The organism is Stenotrophomonas sp. YJH_SMC_135, from assembly GCF_059372355.1.
The window spans coordinates 185,410-202,556 of sequence record NZ_JCAFVN010000001.1; the positions used below are offsets into that span (position 1 = coordinate 185,410).

Sequence of the window (17,147 nt, forward strand, 5' to 3'; positions counted from 1 at the left end):
TACGGAGCCGCCGCAAGGCGGCTTCCGTGCATCTGAACCCCCGAACTGGCCGCCATGACCCACGCACCGCTGATCCACCCGCTGCCGCACCCGATCGATCTGCTGGCCCTGCAGCAGCATGACCCGGCGCGCTTTCCGCTGCTGATGGAATCCACTGCCTCGGGCACCGCGCAGGGCCGCTGGAGCCTGCTGCTGGCCGCGCAGGGCGATCGCCTGCGACTGGATGCGGATGGCCAGGTGCGCGACCAGCACGACGCGGTGCATGCCGGCAGCTTCCTGCAGGTGCTGGACCGTGCCTGGCAGCGCGAACGCCTGCCGCATGACGGCAGCCACAGCCTGCCGTTCCGCGGCGGCTGGGCGTTGATGCTCGATTACGAAGTGGCCAGCCAGATCGAACCGGTGCTGCCGGCGCGCGCACGCGAGGATGGCCGCCCGACCGCGGTGGCGCTGCGCTGCCCGGCCGCGGTGCTGCACGACCACCACAACGATGCCAGCTTCGTCATCGCCGAGGCCGGCGAGCAGGCGTTGCTGGATGCGCTGGTGGCACTGGCCTCGGCCGCGCTGCCCGAAGCCGGGCAGGGCTGGCAGCCGCCGCAGGCGGTGGGCGAGGATGCGCCGCAGCGCTTCACCGACGGTGTGCGCCGGGTAATCGAGTACCTGCGTGCCGGCGACGTGTTCCAGGTGAACCTGTCGCGGCGCTGGAGCGCGCAGTTCGCTGCGCCGGTCAGCCCGCAGGCGCTGTACGCGCAGCTGCGCCGTGCCAATCCGGCACCGTTCGCCGGCCTGTTCAGCGCCCACGGCCGCCATGTGGTCAGTTCCTCGCCGGAGCGGCTGGTGTCGGTGCATGCCGGCCACGCGCAGACCCGTCCGATTGCCGGTACGCGTCCGCGCTTCGAGGGGGACGATGATGCCGCACGCATCCAGGAGCTGGTCGGCCACCCCAAGGAGCGTGCCGAGCACGTGATGCTGATCGACCTGGAGCGCAACGACCTGGGCCGCATCTGCCTGCCCGGCACCGTGGTGGTCGATGAGCTGATGACGGTGGAGAGCTACGCGCATGTGCACCACATCGTCAGCAACGTCAGCGGCCACCTGCGCCCGGAGGTCACGCCCGGCGAGGTGATCGCCGCCACGTTCCCGGGCGGCACCATCACCGGCTGCCCCAAGGTGCGCTGCATGCAGATCATCAGCGAGCTGGAGCAGGTGCCGCGTGGTGCCTACACCGGCGCGTTCGGCTGGCTGAACCGCGATGGCGACCTGGACCTGAACATCCTGATCCGCACCGCCGAAGTGGATGGCCACCAGGTCAGCTTCCGCACCGGCGCCGGCATCGTGGTCGATTCGGACCCGGACAAGGAACTGGACGAAACCCGCGCCAAGGCCCGCGGCCTGCTGCGCGCGCTCGGCCAGCAGGGCTGATCCGGTCGGGGTCGGATCCCTTGCGCACCGCGCGAGGGCTCTGACCCCCGCAGTCATGCCGCCGGGCGTTCATCCACGCATGGCGTGGATCTACTGATCGACCGTTGGTCGGCACGCAGGCGCCACCCCGGTCATGACCCCAATCCATCGGCACGGTATCCTGCACGACGGAATCGAGTTCAGAGGTAGTCCATGGCGCGAGCCAAGCGCGGGTGTCTGTTCGTGGTAACGCTGGTGGTGGTGCTGGCCGCCGTCGTGGCCGGCGCGGGCGCGTGGTTCTTCTACCAGCAGACCCGCTTCGCCGACGCCCCGATCACCCCGACCGCCGAGAGCGTGGTCATCGCCAGCGGCGATGGCATGAACAGCGTGCTGCGCAAGCTGCGCGATGCCGGCGTGGACGAGGGCCAGGACACCCAGTGGCAGCTGTTGGCGCGCCAGCTCGATGCGGCCGGCAAGCTGAAGGTGGGCGAGTACGCGCTCGGTGGCGAGCTGACCCCGCGCGAGCTGTTGCTGCGCATGCGCGCCGGCAAGGTGCTGCAGCACCGCGTCACCATTGTCGAGGGCTGGAACATCCGCCAGCTGCGTGCCGCACTCAAGCGCGCCGAGCCGCTGCTGCACACCACCGACAACCTGGATGACGCCGCGTTGATGCAGCGCCTTGGCTTCGGTGGCCAGCACCCGGAAGGCCGCTTCCTGCCGGAGACCTACGTTTACCAGCGCGGCGACAGTGATCTGGACGTGCTCAAGCGCGCCCACGCCGCAATGGAAAAGGCGCTGGACGAAGCCTGGGAAAGCCGCGCGCCGGACCTGCCGATCAACACGCCCTACGAACTGCTGACGCTGGCGTCGATCATCGAGAAGGAAACCGCGCTGGCCAGCGAGCGCCCGCAGATCGCCGGCGTGTTCATGCGCCGCCTGAAGATCGGCATGCGCCTGCAGACCGACCCGACCGTGATCTACGGCATCGGTGCCGCGTATGACGGCAACATCCGCCGCCGCGACCTGACCACCGATACGCCATACAACACCTATACCCGTGCGGGCCTGACCCCGACCCCGATCGCCATGCCCAGTCGCGACGCGCTGATGGCCGCGGCGCAGCCGGCCGCCGGTGATGCGCTGTACTTCGTCGCCGTGGGCGACGGCAGCGGCGCGCACGTGTTCTCGCCCAGCCTGGACCAGCACAACGCCGCCGTAGCCCGCTACCTGCAGCAGCTGCGCCAGCAACGTACCCAGGAGACCCCGGCGCAATGAGTCCCGCGCTGCTTCGCCACCCGCGTTTCGTCAGCCTGGAAGGCGGCGAGGGCGCAGGCAAGACCACCGCCATCAATGCCATCCGTGACTGCCTGCGCCGCCACGGCCACGAGGTGGTGCTGACCCGCGAGCCGGGCGGTACGCCACTGGCCGAGCGCATCCGCGGCCTGCTGCTGAAGCCCGATGCCGAGATCGCTGCCGAACCGCTCAGCGCCGAAGCCGAGCTGCTGCTGGTGTTCGCCGCACGCGCCCAGCATGTGCGCCAGGTGATCCGGCCGGCGCTGCAGCGCGGTGCCTACGTGCTGAGCGACCGCTTCACCGATTCCAGCTACGCCTACCAGGGCGGTGGCCGTGGCTTGGACCCGCAGTGGATTGCCGACCTGGAGCGCCGCGCGGTCGGCCTGCTGCCGGGCCTGACCCTGCTGCTGGACGTGGACGTGGCCGTGGGCCGCGCCCGTGCCAACGGCCGCGACCTGTGGCCGGACCGCATCGAGAGCGAGCAGGACGATTTCTTCCAGCGCGTGCGCGCCGTGTTCCGCAGCCGCGCACAGCAGGACCCGCAGCGCTTCGCGCTGATCGACGCCGGCCAGGTGCAGGAACGCGTGGCCGCCAATGTGGTCGCACGTGTCGAGCGTTGGCTGCAGGACGGGGAGGGCGCATGAGCACGTTTTCGCCGTGGCAGCAGCGCGCGTTCGACCAGACCGTGGCCGCGCTCGACGCCGGTCGCCTCGGTCATGGCCTGCTGATCTGCGGCCCGGCCGGGCTGGGCAAGCGCGAGGTGGCGCTGGCGCTGGCCGACCACGTGCTGGCGCAGGGTGATGCAACGCACGCCACGCGCACGCGCCAGCTGATCGCCGCCGGCACCCATCCGGACCTGCAGCTGGTCAGCTTCATTCCGAACAAGAGCGGCGACAAGCTGCGTACCGAGATCGTCATCGAGCAGGTGCGCGAGATCACCGACAAGCTGGCGCTGACCCCGCAGTACGGCGTGGCGCAGGTGGTGATCGTCGATCCGGCCGATGCGATCAACCGCTCGGCGGCCAATGCGCTGCTGAAGACCCTGGAAGAGCCGCAGCCCGGCCGCTACCTGTGGCTGATCAGCAGCGATCCGGCACGCCTGCCGCAGACCATCCGCAGCCGTTGCCAGCGCCTGGAATTCAAGCTGCCGCCGCAGCACGAAGCACTGGCCTGGCTGCAGCAGCTGGGCCACAGTGAAGCATCGGCGCGCGAAGCGCTGGAGGCCGCCCGCGGCCATCCCGGCCAGGCCGACAACTGGCTGCGCGAAGACGGCCTGAGCCTGCGCCGCGAAGTTGGTCGAGATCTGGAACAGCTGGCCGCCGGCAAGACCGGCGCGGTGGAGCTGGCGCAGAAGTGGTGTGGTGATGACAACGCGGCGCTGCGCCTGCGCTTCGCTGCCGACCTGGCGCTGGCCCAGGCCAGCACCGATGCCTTGACCACGCCGGAGCGATTGCACAAGCTTGCAGCCTGGTTCGATGCGGCCAACCGCACCCGCGACCTGCTGCGCACCACGGTGCGTGCAGACCTTGCGGTGGTCGAGTTGCTGCTGGCCTGGAACAAGGTGAACGAGCGGCCTGCCGCAAGGGGAAATCGATGAGTGCCAGCAACGCCCGCCAGGGCATCCTGTCCCTGGCTGTGAAGGACAAAGCCGCGCTGTACAGCGCGTACATGCCGTTCGTGAAGAATGGCGGCATCTTCGTGCCCACGCCCAAGCGCTACTTCCTGGGCGACGAGGTGTTCCTGCTGCTGACCCTGCCCGATTCCAGCGAGCGCCTGCCGGTGGCCGGCAAGGTGATCTGGGTGACCCCGGCCGGCGCGCAGGGCAACCGTACCGCCGGCATCGGCGTGCAGCTGGCCGACGGTGCCGAAGGCGAGGGCGTGCGCCACAAGATCGAGACCCTGCTGGCCGGGCTGACCGGTTCGGACAAACCGACCCATACGATGTGATTCCGGTAGCGTCGGGTCATGCCCGGCTGCGTGCCCCGAAATGCCCGTGAACACGACTGTGAAAAACTGTTGACGGCCTCTGAAAAGCCCCTATAATGAGCGGCTCAGCAACACACCGGGCGGTTAGCTCAGCGGTAGAGCATTGCCTTCACACGGCAAGGGTCACAGGTTCGATCCCTGTACCGCCCACCATGTTGCAGAACGAAAAAAGCCTCCAGCAATGGGGGCTTTTTTGTTGCCTGCGATCCAGCAGGATCAGCCGGAAGCGCATACCCTTTCAGCCGTGCCGCTCCAGCAGCTCGCGCGCGATCATCGCCGTGGCATCCAGCAGGTCGTGTCCGCTGCCGGCCTGCGCCACCACCGCCAGCAGACTACGGCCCACCTCGGCATTGCCGCTGGTCAGTTCCATCTCGCCTTCAAAGCACAGATCGGCCAACCATTCGTGGGCCTGTTGCAGCCCGCGCTTGCGGACGCGGCGGAACTCCGCGAGCAGCTTCGCCTGGCCGGCCTCCTGCTCACCCTCGGCAAGCAGGCCGATGGCACCGCCGTGCGCCGCGCGCCAGATCGCCGGTAGCGGGCGACCGTTCGCGTCCACCACGTCCGGCGAGAACTGCGCGCAGTACATTTCGTAGCGCTTGCCCGCCGTGCTGCGGGGCACGATGCCGGCCTTGGCGAGCAGGCGTTCGGCTTCATCCAGTGTGCTGAACTTCAAGCGCAGCAGTGCAGGGCGGCTCAGTTGTTGTGCCAGCGCCTGCTGGTTGGCGGCGAACCAGACGTTCCAGCCCACGCTTGCGCGGCCTTCCAGTGCGGCCTTGAAGTACTCCAGGTGTTCGGCGTCCATCGCTGTCTCCTGCGCTCCCTGCGGGATTGTAGCGGGAGCACATCCGGGCCGGTCAGGCATCGCCGCTGGAGAGGCAATGATGTGCCTCGCGCACCAACTGGCGTGCGGCCACGATCAGTCCGTCGGTATGGAAGGCGCCCAACTGTTCGTCCGGGCCGCCTTCGTTGCGCGCATGGTTGGCGGCCTGCAGCAGATCGAGCAATGCGCCGAGCCCAGATAGCGAGCGGCGCAACGAAGCGTGATTGCTGGCGCCGAGGGTGAGGCTGATGCACGGCTGTCCGTCATCACCGTCGGCATGGTTGATCGCATTGAGACGGGCGAAGAACGTGGCCGACTGCGCCGGAAGGTTCTGTTCGTTCAGGGCGCACTCGATCTCGCGTGCGAGGTCCCCGGGCACGTCGGCGGCGATGTCGCCGATCAAGGCGTGCAGGCGGGGATGGATGGCGGTGCAGTTGGTCATGGCGAAACCCTCACTGGCGTGAAGCCACCTTCCGAAGCGAAGGTGGCGGACGGTGCGGGTTGGCGTACCAAGGCACGAAAGCTCACTGGGAGAAAAAGCCTGGCGGATCTTCCGATCCCCACGCACCGCCCGCCATGGAAGGCAGTGGGTGCATTCTCTTTGCTGCGATCAAGATCGCAACTTCCAGTAGCTTGTTCGTTTATTCGAGACGCCAATCCCGGCCAAGGCTCTTTGCCTCGGCGCGGCGATCTTCAAGCCGGGCAATCACATCGGTCTGTAAGGAAAATTCTCAACTGTCCCTAGGCAGGTCAGACGTTTTCCGATGTGTGTCGTCCAGCACCCGCGAGTAGTGCGGCCCATCACTGATGGCGCACATCGCCGCACCTGCCGACCGTGCACGAGACGACTCCACAGCGGAGCCACCACGGCAATCGCGTCACCCCGCGCGGCGGAGGCGGGACCATGCCACGCATGGAGCCAGACGGTTCCATCCCTGCGCTGTCCCGCCGCCCCGGGCAGGCGTAGTCTCAGCCCGTTGCCGTGCCCATCCACTCTGGAGTGCCGCCATGCCGCTCGCCCGCATCGATCTTCGCAAAGGTAAATCCGCCGACTACCTGCAACGCGTCGGCGAAACCATCTACCAGGCCATGCGCGCGGTGGGTGTGCCGGAAAACGACCGCTTCCAGATCTTCCAGGAACACGCGCCGGGCACATTGATCTACGACCCCGGCTACTTGGGCGTGGATCGCACCGACGACTTCATCTGCATCCAGATCACCTGGAACGAAGGGCGCACGCTGGAGCAGAAGAAGGCGCTGTACGCCGGCATCGCCGATGGACTGCATGCGGCGGTGGGCATCCGCCGCGAGGATGTGTTCATCAACCTGGTGGAGGTGAAGAAGGAGAACTGGTCGTTCGGGAACGGTCAGGCGCAGTACGTGAGTTGATGCGGGAACGGTGCCTGCGCCTGACGCGGTTTGGTCAGGCCATGCGCGGCGACGCCTGCTGTTGTGCCTGTTGCTCGTCCTGCGCCAGCCGGCTTGCGTCGCGGGATTGCTGCTGCACGTTGGCCTGCTGATACAGCGTGTCCGCGTCGCCCTGCAGCGTATCGAGCAGGGACAGGCGCTGGCGATTGGCGGCAGGGTCCGGCGAGGCGGTGTCGCCGCTGCGATGCAGGAATACGTAGCCGGGTGCCTCGGCGATGCTGTTTGAACTGAATGCCACCTGCAGCGTGTCCTTTTCGCTGAAGCCGGCCTGCACCGCCGCGTGGGTCAGATGGCCGGCCAGTCGTTCGTGCTCCTGTCCGGGGGGCAGTCCCTGCTGTTCGCCGGCCTGGGCGAGTGCGGTACGCACTTTCTGGTCCAAGGCATGAAGGCTGTGCCCCGGTGCGCGCGCGTCCGCAGCCAGACGCTCGCCCAAGGGGCCATCAATACCATCGGTTTCGCTGAGCAGACGCTGCTTCAAGCTGCGCTCGGGCAGGGGATGGGTGGTCGTGCGGTTGAGTTCGCTGTTGGGGAAGGGCGGTTCAATGCTGTCCACGCCATGGATGTTGCGCAGGGGGCGATAACCGTCCTTGCCCTGTGACTGGACGCCCAGCGGAATGCGGACGTCTGGCAGCAATTGGCCGACGGGGCCGCCGATGCTGTTCACGTCCAGGCTGTGCTTGCGCTGGATGCCGGCATGATTCAATGCGTCCCAGGTGAAGTCCACGCAGTTGTGGCGCACGTCGGCGTAGTGCTTGCTGAAGCCGTGCGCCACTGGATCGTCGCCGAACGCCTTGAGCTTGTTGTACTGGGCTTCGGTGATTTCGATGGTACGGACATGGGCGGGGTCCTTATAGACTTTCACGTCGTCTCTGACGATGCGCCCGGGACCATTCATGCTGCCATGCTCGACGGGTGCGAAGCCGAAACTCTGCGCCGCTTTACCTGGAGCGTGCAGAACATAGAACATGTGGCCAGGCCCGGAAGTATCAGGAGTGCCATCGGGCGTCAGCTGCTGCTTTCCCGAATCGGGATCGAGCAGTGGGGTGCCGGGTGCGGCAATGACAATGTCCAGGCTGTAGCGGGGCTTGTTCATGGAAACTCCTTCGTTCCTTCGAATGAATGGTGTCACTTCCCTGCAGGACGCGAGGCGTGCACGACTAGCCTTGCCGAATAGTCTTGCAGTCCTGATATGGCATGGACCGTTTGAATCTGCAGCCGGTATCTGCTGTCGAGCTCCAGCGGCAGCGCTGTCACGTTCAGGAGGTAGCTGCCGTCGCTGCCTGATGCGAGCGAGGCATAGCGCCAGCTCTCAGAGTGGTGCCACGAGGGGAGCGGCTCAACACCGTTGCGCGCGCGTGCCTGATAGCTGTCCTGTGTTGCAATCTCCTGCCAGGTAGTGCCTTCCCGACGCTGCAGGGATACTTCGAATGGGATGTTGATACTTGCTATATCGGGCGTGCCCGTTGTAGCTGGACTTCGCCGCTGCAGCTCCAGTTCCACCGCATAAGTGCGGTAGCTGGCAAAATTGCGCGCCGTGGTTTCGAACTCGAACTGCACCTGCTGGCCGGGCGCGTCCACGGCGATGGGCTGTGAGAGTTCCAGCGGCTCTGGCGGTGGGGGCGGCCCGTTGTCGGCGCAGGCGACAAGCAGCAGCCCGGACAGACCAAGCAGGCCGATGCGCAGGCGGGGCTTGATGGGGATGGTCATGCAGGTTCCTCTGGCTCCTTGCCGTGGCCTCTGAACCCTAACGTTCGCGATACGGGCCTGCAAGCACGGGGAGCCCGGGAGCGTCACGCGGCGCGTTCACACGTCGCAGCCAACAGGGACTGCGTCACCGTGTCGCAGGGGGCAAACCCTGAACGGGGTCCAAGGTTGGCCATGGCCCCGTAGAATGGCGGCGTGCGCCGTTCTGCTCTCCATCGTCGGTTCCAGGCCCTGGCATGGCTTGCCATGCTGCTGGTGCTGCTCGCCCCGCTGGTGAGCCGCTGGCTGGCGCACGGTCACGTGGCTGCCGCTGCGCCGGTGGCAGCCATGGACCACGCAATGCACGCAGAGCATGCGCAGCACGCGATGGAAGGGCACCACGACCATCACGCGATGGCGATGCCGCACGGCGAGGCCACGAAGAAGCCGCCCGCCGATCCACACGCCGATCATGAGATGGGCGTGGACTGCGATTACTGCCTGATCGCTGCACGGCTGATCACCCTGCTGGTGGCGGCCGTGCTGCTGTTGGCGCCGATGGCACAGGTGTGCCGCGCACTGCGCGGTGCGGTGCAGGCGTTGCCGCAACGGATCAGCGGCACATTGGGAGCGCGTGGGCCGCCGGCCTTGATGGCCGTCTGAGCCGCACGCGCGCTGCATTGAACGTTCTTCCATGAGGTTGCCGGCCACGGCCGGTGCCCGCACGCGCGTGTCTGTCCCTTTCTGATTGCTGCCCTGCCATTGCGGGGTGGCCTTGCATGCCGTGAAAAAATGAAAACGAACCCCAACCCCGCGCGCCTGCGCCGGGCGACGCTGCCTGTCCTGTGCTCGCTGCTCTTGCATGCCGCGCCCCTGCTTGCCGCCGGCGCGGCACCCCCGACCACGCTGGAGACCGTACGCGTGGTCGATACCCGCAGCGGTGAACTGTCTTCCACCGCCAGCGCCGGCTCTGCGTTGGGCCTGAGCGTGTTGCAGACACCGGCCAGCCTGACGGTCATTTCGCGCGAGCAGCTGGAGCAGCGCGGCGACAGCAACCTCAACGATGCGATCAGCCGAGCGGGTGCGATCAGTGCCGTGCCGCACCCGGGCAATGGCCTGAGTGCGCTGTCCAGCCGCGGCTTCACCGACGGTGCCTCGGTGATGCGGCTGTACGATGGGCTGCGCCAGTACGGCGGCGTGGGCATCACGTTCCCGTTCGATACCTGGTCGATCGAGCGCATCGAAGTGCTGCGCGGCCCGGCCTCGGTGATCCATGGCGACGGGGCGATCGGCGGCGTGATCAACATCGTGCCGAAGAAGCCCACGCGCGGCGCCATCGAGAACCAGATCAGCATGACCGTGGGCAGCGAGGACACCGCGCGGCTGGGCTTCGGCAGTGGTGGCGCGCTGACGCCTGAGCTGGCCTATCGGGTTGATGTGAGCGGCAACTACAGCGGTGGCTGGGTTGATCGTGGACGCAACAGCGACGCGACATTCTCCGGTGCGTTGCTGTGGCAGCCACGTGCGGACCTGCAGCTGATGCTCACCCATGCGCAGGGCTACCAGCAACCCATGCGCTACTTCGGCACGCCGCTGGTCGAGGGCCGCCAGCTGGAGGCGCTGCGCCACCGCAACTACAACGTGGACGACAGCGAGATCCGCTTCCGCGACCGCTGGACCCAGCTCGACGCGCTGTGGACACCGAACGCGAACGTGGAATGGCGAACCCGCGTCTACCAGATCGACAGCCAGCGTGATTGGCGCAATGCCGAGGCCTATGTCTACAACCGCGCTACCGGCCTGATTGATCGCTCGGGCAATACCGAGATCACCCACAACCAGGACCAGACCGGACTGACCTCGACGCTGCGCGTGCTGGGCAATGTGGGCGGTTGGGCGAACAGCTTCGCGGTGGGCCTGGATGCCAACCGCGCGCACTTCAAGCACACCAACAACACCTATGCCGGCAGCTCGGGCCCGGTCGATCCGTTCGATCCTGTCCCGGGCCAGTTCGCCAGCGACGCGCCGAACCTGCCGCGCTACCGCAACCGTGCCGAGCAGTACGCGCTGTTCGTGGAAGACCGGCTGGCGCTGAGCGAGCGCTGGTCGGTGCTGGGTGGCCTGCGCCACGACCGCGCGCGCATCGATCGCACCGATCTGATCAGTGGCCAGAATGCGTTCTCGAAGACCTACAGCAGCACAGGCTGGCGTGCGGGTACGGTACTCGCGCTGCAGCCGACGCTGAGCCTGTATGCGCAGTATTCGCAGGCGGCGGACCCGGTCAGTGGCCTGCTGATGATCAGCCCGGCCAACGGCGCCTTTGACCTGGCCAAGGGCCGGCAGATCGAGGTTGGCCTGAAGCAGGCCTTCGACGGTGGCGAGTGGACGCTGGCGGCGTATCGCATCCGCAAGACCGGGCTGCTCAGCCGCGATCCGCTGGTGCCGGATCGCCGGGTGCAGGTGGGCGCGCAGACCTCGCGCGGTATTGAAGCGTCGTTGAACTGGAACTTCGCGCCGCGCTGGTCGCTCGATGCCAACGCGACGGTGCTGAAGGCCGAATTCGAGGACTTCCTGGAAACCACGGGTTCGCCGGCGGTGTTGGTGTCGCGCGACGGCAACGTGCCGCCGAACGTGGCCGAGCGCCTGGCCAGTATGTGGTTGAGCTGGCAGTTCGCGCCGGACTGGAGCGCGGCGGGTGGCGTTCGCTATGTCGGCAAGCGCTACGCCGATAATGCCAACACGCTGGAGTTGCCCGGTTACAGCACCACCGACCTCGCCCTGACCTGGCAGGCGGCACCGCACACGCGGCTGTCCGCGCGATTGTTCAACGTGTTCGACAAGGGGTACTACGCCACCGCGTACTACACCAGTACGCAGTGGTTGCTGGGTGCGGACCGGCGCGTCGAATTCACCGTCGACCATCGCTTCTGAGGGCGCTGGCGATGACGATGCGTTCCACCGCCAAGCGCTGGACCTACCTGGTGCATCGCTGGCTGGGCATCGGCGGATGCCTGCTGATGCTGCTGTGGTTCGTCAGCGGCATGGTGATGCTGTTCATTGGTTACCCGAAGCTGACGCCCGGCGAGCGGCTGGCGGCGTTGCCGGTGCTGGGTGAGGCCCGCGACCTGCAGGGGCTGTCGGTACTGCCTGCCGCCGTGCAGGCCGAGCCGGAGGCTGTGGCATTGACCACGCTGCGTGGCGAGCCGGCGTATGTGGTGCGCAGTGGCAGCAACGTGGGCGCCTGGTCTGCCGTGACCGGCCAGGCGCTGCTGCCGGTGTCGGCACAGCGCGCCGAAGCATCCGCTGCGCAGTTCGCGGGCGGCCAGGCCTTCGTGGGTGCGATGCGCGTGAATGAGGATCGTTGGACGCATTCGCGTGCACTGGACGCGCATCGGCCGCTGTATAGGGTGGAGGTGGGCGGTGCGCAGCCGGGCGACCTGTATGTGTCCTCGCGTACCGGTGAAGTGGTGCTGGACGCTCCGCATGTGCAGCAGCGCTGGAACTATGTGGGCGCCTGGCTGCACTGGCTGTACTTCCTGCGCATGCAGTCGGTCGACCCGGTGTGGACGTGGGGGGTGATCGTGCTGTCCGCACTGTGCACGGTGGCGGCGATCAGCGGCATCGTGGTGGGCGTATGGCGCTGGCGTTTCCGTGGGCACTATCGTTCCGGTGCGAAGACGCCGTACGTGGAGTCGTGGATGCGCTGGCACCATCTGATCGGATTGTGTGCTGCGGCCTTCGTGTTCACCTGGATTTTCAGCGGCCTGATGTCGATGAATCCGCTGCAGGTGTTCAGCAGCCCGGCGGATGCGACGAATGCCGAGCGTTATCGCGGTGCGGTGGTGGCGCTGGATGATGCGCTGGCCCAGCCGCAGGCGTTGCTGGCCTCCGCGGCACGGGCGGGGTTTGCGCCGGTGGAGATCCAGTGGCGGCGTATCGATGGCCAGCTGTTTGCGGTGCTGCTGGACGGGCAGGGCGGTACGCGCATCGTCTCGCGCGTAGATGGGCAGCTGCAGCTTGCGAAGCAACTGCCGGTGGCGTGGCTGCAGCAGCGTGCACCGGTCTTGGGCACCGCACCGCTGCGTGCATTCACGATCCTGCATACACCGGATGCCTGGTTCTATCCCCGCGCGCCTGAGGCGATGAACGGTGCGGCGGTGCGGCGCTTCCCGGTGGCGGTGGCCGACTTCGGCGATGAACACGCCACGCGGGTGTACATCGATCTGGCCACCGGCGATCCGTTGCTGATCCTGGGCCATCGCGAACGCGTCGGCCGCTGGCTGTTCTACTTCCTGCACAGCTGGGACCTGCCGGGCATGCTACGGCAGGAGAACACGCGGCTGGGCGTGCTGTTGCTGCTGAGCGTCGCGGGTACGGGGCTGTGCGCGACTGGCGTGGTGATCGGCTACCGTCGCCTGCGGATGAAATTCGGCCGGCCGCGCCAGCGAAGGGGATGATGGCGGCCGGTCTCGCGTGGTGATACGCCCGTGCGTGATGATCGTTGCCACAGTCATTGTCATCCGCCTTCGCTATGATGGGTCGATCTGAAGTGGGTACGCATATGGAAGTACGACTCACGCGCGAGCAGGTACTCGCGCTTGCGCCGGATGCGGCGTCGGCCAAGGCCGGCGGCGGCCTGGCCATCGATGGCAAATGGGGCCTGCTGGGTGCCGATGACGAGGCGCTGTGGGGCGAATGCCAGGGCAGCGGTTCCAAGCCCTACCAGACCCAGGTGGACCTGGCCGCGCTGGTCAGCCGGTGTTCCTGCCCCAGCCGCAAATTTCCCTGCAAGCACGGGCTGGCCCTGCTGCTGTTGTATGCCGCCGGCAACCCGCGCTGCGTGCCACAGGCGCGACCGGCGTGGGTGGACGAATGGCTGAACGGACGCCGCGACCGCGCCGCGCGCAAGGAGGCTGCCGTGGAGGCGGCCGCTGTTGCGCCGCCCCCGGACCCGCAGGCGCAGGCTGCGGCTACCGCCAAGCGCGAGCAGGTGCGCTGGGGCCGCATCGAAGCCGGTGCAGCCGAGCTGCAGCGCTGGATTGCCGATCAGTTCCGCCAGGGCCTGGCCAACCTGCCCGCCGATTTCCACGCGCAGGGCCAGACCATGGTCGCGCGCATGATTGATGCGCAGGCGCCGGGGCTGGCCAGCCAGCTGGAGGCTGCGCTGGGCGAGGGCATACCGGGCCTGGCTGGCCTGGGCGAACTGGGCGCGCGGCTGGGGCTGCTGCAGCTGCTGACCCAGGCCGTGGCACGCCGTGCGCAGTACGAACCGGCGCGACTGGCCGACCTGCGCGCCGCGCTGGGCTGGCCGGTAGACCGCGAGGCGGTGCAGCGCGATGGCGAGGCGGTGCACGACCGCTGGCACGTGCAGGGGCAATGGCTGCTGGAACAGCCGGGCAACCTGGTCGAGCGCCGCGTCTGGCTGCATGGGCTGGACAGCGGGCGCAGTGCGCTGGTGCAGGATTTCAGCCACGGCGGTCGCGGCTGGCAGGAACAATGGCGCACTGGCAGCGTGCATGCGGCGCGGCTGCATTTCCATGCCGGCAGTGTGCCGCTGCGCGCTTTGGTGAGCGAATTCGAAGCGGCCCGCGCTGAAACCACCACGCCCCGCACCGATACCTTCGACGCGGCCTCGCAGGCGTACGCGCGCAACCCCTGGTTGCCGCAGGTGCCGATGCGCCTGCAGGACGTCCACATCGCCCATGACGGCACGCAGTGCTGGCTGCAGCATGCCGAAGGCGCGCTGCCGCTGCAGCTGCCGGGCCTGCAGGCGTGGGCGTTGATGGCGTTTGCCGGTGGTCATCCGGTGTGCGTGATGGGTGAGTGGGACGGCCAGGTGCTGTTGCCACTGTCGGCATGGAATGCGCGCGACGAGCGCTGGGAAAGGAGTGCCGCATGAACCAGGCCTGGTTGAAGCCGGCGTTGCTGGGCATTGACCGCCCGCAGGTGATTGCCGTGGGTGGCGCGCTGGATGTGCTGCTGCAGGCGGTGGCCGATGCGGACGAACCGGCATTGGCCTACAGCCGCCAAGTGGGCGTGCTCGCCGCCTGCGAGCGCGCCGCCGTGCGCACGGCCGCAGCGGTGAGCGTGCCGCCACCAGTGGCGGATGACCCACTGCAGTTGGCGGCCGACCACCCGTGGGTTGCGTTGCTGGCCACGGTGTTCCAGCCCGGCCAGTTCTCGCCTTGGGGCAAGCGGCTGCGGCTGCAGGCCTGCGCGCAGCTGGCCGCACACGGCCGGCACCTGCCGGTGGCGGTGCTGCCACAGGCGCTGGAGGCAGGCGCGCGCCTGGCCGTGCTGCGCGAGGCGCTGCGTGCGGTGCTGGGGGTGCGCGGTTACTGGCTGGCGGCCTGCAATCCGGAGTGGCGCTATGCGTCTGCACCGCTGGAAGCGCAGGCCAGCGCGGAGGAGGTCGAGCAGGTCTGGAAAGAGGGCAGCAGCGAGGCACGCCTGGCCGTGTTCCAGCAGCAGCGCCTGGAGGATGTAGCGGCGGCGCGTACGCGGTTGCAGGACAGCCTGAAGGAACTGCCCGCACGCGAGCGTGCCGCGTTCGTGGCCGCGCTGCAGGCGGGCCTGGGCGCGGACGATGCGCCGCTGTTGCAGGCCTTGTTGAAGGACCGCAGCCGCGAGGTGCGCGCGCTGGCCGGGCCGATGCTGGCGCGACTGCCCGACTCGGCGCACGCGGCATACCTGCAGGCGCAGATGGCGGCGTTGCTGCAGCAGTCGCGCAGCGGCCTGCTGCGTCGCCTGGCGTGGACGCTGGAGGCGCCGGCCACGCTTGACCCGGGCTGGGCCGAAGCGGCGATCGACGGCAAGCGGCCCAACGGCGAAGTGCTGGGCGAGCGGGCCTGGTGGCTGTACCAGCTGGCGCGCCAGCTGCCGCTGGCCTGGTGGTGCCGGACGCTGGAAAAGCCGGCCGCCGAGGTCGTGGCCTGGGCGCGCGAGGGCGACTGGTACCAGGCGTTGCTGCGCGCGTGGCTGGAGCGCGTGGATGCCAGCGAACCGGAGTGGGTGGAAGCGCTGGTCGCGCTGAAGGAAACCCATGCGCGCAAGAGCGAGCTGCTGGCGTTGCTGCCTGCGGCGCAGCGCGAGCGGTACTGGCCGGCCAAGCTGCAGGACCTGATCGCACAGGGCCTGCTCGATGATGTGCTGGACAGCACCGGCGCGGCGCAGTCGTTGAGTGCGGCCTATTCGCAGGCGCTGGCCCCCAGCGTGGGCGCACTGTTCGGCGATGAACGCCTGCGCTACGACTACCTGCTGCGCGACCGCCTGCTGGAACTGCTGGCGGTGCTGCATCCGTCCACGCTGGCCGGCGTGCAGATCGCCGAGCCGCCGGCCACGGCCACCGACGCGATGCTGCACTGCGCGCAACAGGCGCGTGCGCTGCTGGCCCTGCGCCAGGCCCTGTATTCCCCCTTCTGATCGAACCCCTTACACACGGAGCCACCATGACCACTGCCGTCCTGCGCCAGCACGCCGAACACCAATACGCCGAGGAACTGGAGGAGCTGCGCCGCCAGGACAACCGCCAGCGCCCGGCCAACTGGACGATGTCGCCGTGGGCGGTCGTCACCTATCTGGTGGGTGGCACGCTGGACAACGGCTTCGTGGTCAGCCCCAAGTACATCGGTGACCGCCGGCTGATGGAAATCGCCGTGGCCACCATCGCCACCGACCGCGCGCTGCTGCTGTTCGGCGTGCCGGGCACGGCCAAATCCTGGGTGTCCGAGCACATGACTGCGGCCATCAGCGGTGATTCGACCCTGCTGGTGCAGGGCACCGCCGGCACCAGCGAAGAGCAGATCCGCTACGGCTGGAACTATGCGCAGCTGCTGGCCAACGGCCCCAGCGAAAAGGCCCTGGTGCCCAGCCCGATGATGAACGCGATGCGCCTGGGCAAGATCGCCCGCATCGAGGAACTCACCCGCATTCCTGCCGACGTGCAGGATGCGCTGATCACCGTGCTTTCGGAAAAGACCCTGCCGGTGCCCGAGCTGGGCAGCGAAGTGCAGGCCGTGCGCGGCTTCAGCGTGATCGCCACGGCCAACAACCGCGACAAGGGCGTCAACGAGCTGTCGAGCGCACTCAAGCGCCGCTTCAACACGGTCATCCTGCCGGTGCCGTCCAGCGAGGAAGACGAAGTGGCCATCGTGCTCAAGCGCGTGGGTGAACTGGGTACGGCGCTGGACCTGCCGGCCGAGCCGCCGGCGCTGCAGGAAGTGGCGCGCGTGGTGCGTATCTTCCGCGAGCTGCGCAACGGCGTCACCGAGGATGGCAAGTCGAAGCTGAAGAGCCCGACCGCTACGCTGTCCACCGCCGAGGCCATCTCGGTCATCAACAATGGCATGGCGCTGGCCGGCCACTTCGGCGATGGCGTGCTGCGCCCGGCGGACATGGCCGCTGGCATGATCGGCGCCATCGTCAAGGACCCGGTGCAGGACGCGCTGGTGTGGAAGGAATACCTGGAGACGGTGGTGAAGGAACGCAGTGAGTGGAAGGATCTGTACCGCGCCTTCCGCGAACACGCCTGAGCAGGCCC

The 17,147-nt window shown here is 67.9% G+C and carries 16 protein-coding genes and 1 tRNA gene; 13 read left to right on the forward strand and 4 right to left on the reverse strand.

Translation table 11 applies throughout. The features are described from left to right. Nucleotides 1-54 precede the first annotated feature (54 nt). From AC5P98_RS01030 to AC5P98_RS01055, 6 genes are all read left to right on the forward strand, one after another. Entirely contained in the window at nucleotides 55-1,419 is a 1,365-nt protein-coding gene (locus AC5P98_RS01030; protein WP_049419168.1) for an aminodeoxychorismate synthase component I, read from the forward strand. Between the two features lie 192 nt (nucleotides 1,420-1,611). Then, complete coding sequence (gene mltG / locus AC5P98_RS01035) at nucleotides 1,612-2,673, forward strand: endolytic transglycosylase MltG (protein ID WP_049404894.1); 1,062 nt, start codon at nucleotides 1,612-1,614, stop codon at nucleotides 2,671-2,673. Continuing rightward, the gene (tmk, locus tag AC5P98_RS01040; RefSeq protein ID WP_049404895.1) at nucleotides 2,670-3,335 is read left to right on the forward strand and encodes a dTMP kinase; all 666 of its coding nucleotides are present in this window, start codon (nucleotides 2,670-2,672) and stop codon (nucleotides 3,333-3,335) included. The genes mltG and tmk overlap by 4 nt, the downstream gene beginning before the upstream one ends. Beyond that, nucleotides 3,332-4,288 (forward strand): DNA polymerase III subunit delta', encoded by a 957-nt coding sequence (locus tag AC5P98_RS01045; protein WP_046429215.1) that lies wholly within the window; start codon nucleotides 3,332-3,334, stop codon nucleotides 4,286-4,288. The genes tmk and AC5P98_RS01045 overlap by 4 nt, the downstream gene beginning before the upstream one ends. Beyond that, nucleotides 4,285-4,638: a PilZ domain-containing protein gene (locus AC5P98_RS01050; RefSeq protein WP_005412452.1), complete on the forward strand. Its 354-nt coding sequence runs from the start codon at nucleotides 4,285-4,287 to the stop codon at nucleotides 4,636-4,638. The genes AC5P98_RS01045 and AC5P98_RS01050 overlap by 4 nt, the downstream gene beginning before the upstream one ends. 117 nt (nucleotides 4,639-4,755) lie before the next feature. Then, nucleotides 4,756-4,830: transfer RNA gene (locus AC5P98_RS01055), tRNA-Val, on the forward strand. A gap of 85 nt (nucleotides 4,831-4,915) precedes the next feature. Here AC5P98_RS01055 and AC5P98_RS01060 read toward each other — a convergent pair. Both AC5P98_RS01060 and AC5P98_RS01065 read right to left on the reverse strand, forming a co-directional pair. Beyond that, nucleotides 4,916-5,479 (reverse strand): hypothetical protein, encoded by a 564-nt coding sequence (locus tag AC5P98_RS01060; protein ID WP_049404896.1) that lies wholly within the window; start codon nucleotides 5,477-5,479, stop codon nucleotides 4,916-4,918. A 52-nt stretch (nucleotides 5,480-5,531) separates the two neighbouring features. Continuing rightward, a complete protein-coding gene (locus AC5P98_RS01065; protein ID WP_049404897.1) occupies nucleotides 5,532-5,939 on the reverse strand; it encodes a hypothetical protein in 408 nt (135 codons plus the stop codon). A 566-nt stretch (nucleotides 5,940-6,505) separates the two neighbouring features. On the opposite strand from AC5P98_RS01065, the gene AC5P98_RS01070 reads away from it, so the two are divergent. Beyond that, nucleotides 6,506-6,886 carry a tautomerase family protein gene (locus AC5P98_RS01070; protein ID WP_005415517.1) on the forward strand — a complete coding sequence of 127 codons (381 nt, stop codon included), beginning with the start codon at nucleotides 6,506-6,508 and terminating at the stop codon, nucleotides 6,884-6,886. Nucleotides 6,887-6,920: 34 nt separating this feature from the next. On the opposite strand, the gene AC5P98_RS01075 is transcribed toward AC5P98_RS01070, so the two are convergent. Both AC5P98_RS01075 and AC5P98_RS01080 read right to left on the reverse strand, forming a co-directional pair. Beyond that, nucleotides 6,921-8,018: an XVIPCD domain-containing protein gene (locus AC5P98_RS01075; RefSeq protein ID WP_049404898.1), complete on the reverse strand. Its 1,098-nt coding sequence runs from the start codon at nucleotides 8,016-8,018 to the stop codon at nucleotides 6,921-6,923. Nucleotides 8,019-8,050: 32 nt separating this feature from the next. Continuing rightward, entirely contained in the window at nucleotides 8,051-8,632 is a 582-nt protein-coding gene (locus AC5P98_RS01080) for a hypothetical protein (protein WP_049404899.1), read from the reverse strand. 243 nt (nucleotides 8,633-8,875) lie between these two features. Here AC5P98_RS01080 and AC5P98_RS01085 point away from each other — a divergent pair, with 243 nt between their 5' ends. The 6 genes from AC5P98_RS01085 to AC5P98_RS01110 all read left to right on the forward strand — a co-directional run bounded on the left by AC5P98_RS01085 (nucleotide 8,876) and on the right by AC5P98_RS01110 (nucleotide 17,139). After that, complete coding sequence (locus tag AC5P98_RS01085) at nucleotides 8,876-9,271, forward strand: DUF2946 family protein (protein WP_099475986.1); 396 nt, start codon at nucleotides 8,876-8,878, stop codon at nucleotides 9,269-9,271. 129 nt (nucleotides 9,272-9,400) lie between these two features. Continuing rightward, a complete protein-coding gene (locus tag AC5P98_RS01090; protein ID WP_172412089.1) occupies nucleotides 9,401-11,539 on the forward strand; it encodes a TonB-dependent receptor in 2,139 nt (712 codons plus the stop codon). 11 nt (nucleotides 11,540-11,550) lie between these two features. Further along, a complete protein-coding gene (locus tag AC5P98_RS01095) occupies nucleotides 11,551-13,065 on the forward strand; it encodes a PepSY domain-containing protein (protein WP_049405065.1) in 1,515 nt (504 codons plus the stop codon). Nucleotides 13,066-13,169: 104 nt separating this feature from the next. Then, nucleotides 13,170-14,507, forward strand: coding sequence for an SWIM zinc finger family protein (locus AC5P98_RS01100; protein WP_049405062.1), 1,338 nt, complete (start codon nucleotides 13,170-13,172; stop codon nucleotides 14,505-14,507). Further along, a complete protein-coding gene (locus tag AC5P98_RS01105) occupies nucleotides 14,504-16,030 on the forward strand; it encodes a DUF5691 domain-containing protein (RefSeq protein ID WP_049405060.1) in 1,527 nt (508 codons plus the stop codon). The genes AC5P98_RS01100 and AC5P98_RS01105 overlap by 4 nt, the downstream gene beginning before the upstream one ends. A gap of 26 nt (nucleotides 16,031-16,056) precedes the next feature. Beyond that, entirely contained in the window at nucleotides 16,057-17,139 is a 1,083-nt protein-coding gene (locus tag AC5P98_RS01110; RefSeq protein ID WP_049405058.1) for an ATP-binding protein, read from the forward strand. Nucleotides 17,140-17,147 lie beyond the last annotated feature (8 nt).